The sequence below is a fragment of the Microcystis sp. M53598_WE2 genome, from assembly GCF_030067735.1.
Lineage (GTDB): Bacteria > Cyanobacteriota > Cyanobacteriia > Cyanobacteriales > Microcystaceae > Microcystis > Microcystis aeruginosa.
The window spans coordinates 1-3853 of record NZ_JASJFE010000289.1; the positions used below are offsets into that span (position 1 = coordinate 1).

The following is a 3853-nucleotide window of genomic DNA, read 5'->3' on the forward strand; positions in this document are numbered from 1 at the left end:
AGATATTCTTTTGCTTCAGAAGGCTTCAATCATCCAATCCTTGGGGAATTATGAATTATGAATTGGGGAGTGGGAAGTGGGAAAAAAACTGAATGTCATACTAAATCCTGTTATTAAAAACTGATTATTTATTTCCCCTTTTGCCTCTTGCATGAGTGCCTCGTCTCATAACTAGCCTGTACTCAACGGATTTAGTATCAGCATTCATCCCATCGCTAAAAGCGAGGGAATTCTGCTGACACTAAGTTAAAAAGAATACACGGCTGTTTTGATATTTTGGTAGTTATCATCTAGGTCTGATTCTAGGAGAATAATCGCAGTAATTCTTCTAGTCATCTCGCTTACTTCCTGCACTTCTGCGATAGTTAATCCCCGTCCTAATAATTTTTCCTCGCGATAACTTAGCCATTTTTTAATAACTTGATAACCCCCGATGGTATATTCCCACACCCGGGATGGTATATTTTGCCAATAGGCTCGATCATTGAGATAAATATCATAGGTGGTCGTTCCTAATAATTTTCGCATTTCTGGGCTAATTACGCTCATTTCTGCGGTTGTATATTGTCTGGCGATCGCTTTTCCTTTACCCGGCATTGTCACACCATTTTTACCCCCATGTCCCCAACCGACGTTAATAATTAAATCCCCCTTATCCGGGTTTAAATTTCCCCCATCAGTGCAGGAAATCAAGGCGATTTTTTGCAGTGCAGGGGTCGGTTTTTTGGTGACTCCTATAACAGGGTTTTCTGTGTCTAAAAGAGAGGCGATCGCTTGTCCTAGTTGGGCAGATTTAATTAATAATTCTTGGCTATTGGGAAGGGGAATTCTTGGGAAGTCTTGACGAATACCGTCGGCATTTTCCCGAAGATACAAGGGAGAGTACCCAATCGCTAATGCGTGCAGCCAAATTAAGGAAGCATTCTCGATATTTTCCTCAAGATTATTAATACCCAGTTGATTTAAGTATTGACGAGATTTTTCCGAGAGATTGGCTTTTATTGAAGGACTATTAAAGTTACTGGAATCGAATAATTTTCCTTGAGTATTATCTTCTGTATTCACCTTCTCTGAATTTTGACGTAATCGTATAGGAAAGTGATAAGCATGACCTCTAATAAAGTCAAAGTCTCCTAAACAGTTAGTAAAATAAAATGGTATTCCTTCGGGAGAGGCAACACCAGCAGGACGACTGACTAAAAAGGAATTACCTTGAAATTGATGAATAAATAGCGAAGGTCTAGACTCATTCCAAAGCGGTCTGATTTGAGTATAATAACACCATTTAACCTCATAGGGTCTGAGCAGATAAGGTAACAGCATTTGAGGATTAAATTTTTTGCGTAACTTTAAGACTTTATCTCTGGCTTTTTTGGCATCAAATCGAGCTGCATTTTTAGTTAAACCTGTATTAAGTGATGCTAATTCTTCCCATGAAACATTTTGATCAAAGTATTTACTTATCCTTTCCGAAAGAATAGTTTTATCACTATCAATAAAACTATAGCCTCGATTCTCTTTATAACCTGTAATTGGAGCTTCATCAGATAAATCTGTTAACTTTGGCCATGCTAAATAGTGAGAGGAAACATCGGAGGGACGGAAAGAATAACGATTAGATTGTTCTGGGTTAGAGACTTGATACAAAGCATCAAAATCTTGATTATTTAAACTATCTAATAACTGTTCTCGTTTAGCAACTCCCCAGAAATGGCGAAAATAGACATCAACATTTTTATTCCTTACTTCCTTTCTTACCATTAGTCCGATAGTTGTCCCGACTCGAATCCCTTCCTTATTGTATTGAGTAGAAAAAACACTAGGATCGGGATTACCTTCAGGGGTTAACTTTCCCGTTTCGCGACTATCCCCATTGAGACAATCAAACCAAAGACGATCAAATTCTTGTAAAAATCTTTGCCGCATCACCACAAAAGAAGGATCACCGAGATAGGAAAAATTAGAAATATAACAAACAACCCCTTTACCAGTATTTTCTGAAATACATCTTTCTGCTAAACGAAAAAAGCGCACATATAACTCATCCAAATTAAACTTTTTAATCCCCCAATCGGAGATTAAACCCTGTTTATACACTTCCACTAAACCTGCTTCTTCTGCGGGACTGGTTCCAGCAAAAGCATTGTAGGGAGGATTACCGAGAATAACTAAAATCGGTTTACCGCGCTTAACTTCATCGGCTGCCTCTCGTTCCTTATTTAACTCCGGAAAACTTAATTGTAGCTGTTGAATTTTCTGTTTACTTTCCTCATCGGGAGGTTGCCAACCGGTTAAAGCATTAGTCAGATAAATCCCCACCCGTTCACTATCTTCTATTAAAGGTACACCCAAACTTTGCAGGAATAAACCTAATTGTAGATGAGCGACGACAAAAGGAGCGGTTAAAATCTCGAAACCGAAAATTCTTTCTATAGCTGCTTTTTTCACCAAAGCCATGGCTAAAGCACCCGCCCCATTTTCCTGTAAAGTATCGGTAATATAGCGCAAAACCTCGACTAAATAAGCACCAGTTCCACAGCAAGGATCGAGAACATAAACATCGGGATTAGCTAAACCGTCCTCGATATTTAATTCTTCTCGTAAAACTCGATCGACTCGCGCTACCATATAGCGAACAATTTCCGGAGGAGTGTACCAAACTCCCAATTCTTTGCGTAAATCAGGATCAAAAGCTTGCAAAAATGGTTCATAGAAATACTGTACCGCTTGTCCCTCATCGAATTGACGAAAAAATTCCTCTCGTCGCACTCGATTTAAAGCTGCACCAGTCCAATTCAAAACTTCTACTAATCCCAAAGATTTTAACTTACTCGGTGCGGCGATCTGCTCGAATAGGATCGCTAACATGGGAACATGGAGATGGTGGGCTGCGGATTTCCAATCGAACTTATCCTCTTTATCCTCGCGATTGAGGTTTTGCTTGTGCCATAATACCCAAGCGGAGAATAAACCATAAAAGAGGGTTTGCACGAGGGTAGAACGAAAAAATTTATTCCCCTGTTCCCGTTCAAATTTGATACCGAGGGCATTTTCTAAAGCTTGACGAATATTGGCCAGAGCGGGAAGATCGGAATGATGTTCTAAGCGTGCTTTTGCGTCGCGCGCATAGGAAGCAAGAAACCAAGCAACATCAGCCGGTGAGGTGATAGGAGCCGCCTGTAAAAGCACTCTCTTGAGGTATTCTAAGAGGCTATCACCGTGTTCGGCGGCAAATTTGGATGGATTTGAGGTTTTTAGCCAAAACTCGGCTTCTGACGGGGCTAAACTATAGGCTTCTAATTCTACCAGTTGACCTTGGCTATTGCGACCGATGAGCAGAAAATCGCGATAATTGCTGACTAATACTTGACCGTATTTTTGCCAGTATTTTTGTACTTGCTCGCTGGCGGCGATTTTTTTGATATCTTCTTTGGTTCCCTTAATCTCGATCGCGCCTCTTTCGGGAAAAATCGCCGTAAAAGGTTCTAATTCTTGATTTTTGGGGAATTGATCGACGTTAAAAAGTCCCCCATCCGGCAATCCCGCACCCTGATTTCTGAGGTTGATAATGCAGCGGACTCGCGGTTTTAGGGTTTTACCGATTTCGTTAAGGAGAGTTTCAAGAGTGCCGTAGTAGGAGGTTTCTTTTACGGCTGCTTGGGAGGAGTGGATTTCGTGCAGGTTGCGAAAATAATTGACGAGGGGATTCATAAAAACTGTGGTCTAGATAATTAAGGTTAATCTTATAAAATTTTGTTACAATATTGAACATTTCTGCTTTGAACGGTTACAATTCCCATTGTAAGTAGCCGGTTATATTTAAATTAAAAATCGATTTTAGGTTCGATCCCCC

Annotated in this window: 1 protein-coding gene; it reads right to left on the reverse strand. The window is 40.2% G+C overall.

Annotated elements, in window-relative coordinates; translation table 11 throughout:
- Positions 1-246: 246 nt before the first annotated feature.
- Positions 247-3711, reverse strand: coding sequence for a type ISP restriction/modification enzyme (locus PX636_RS06230; protein ID WP_288116518.1), 3465 nt, complete (start codon positions 3709-3711; stop codon positions 247-249).
- Between the last annotated feature and the right edge of the window lie 142 nt (positions 3712-3853).

Bases quoted from the DNA above. Each gene is read 5' to 3' on its own strand.
- PX636_RS06230 (WP_288116518.1), bottom strand. From the start codon at position 3,711: ATGAATCCCCTCGTCAATTATTTTCGCAACCTGCACGAAATCCACTCC.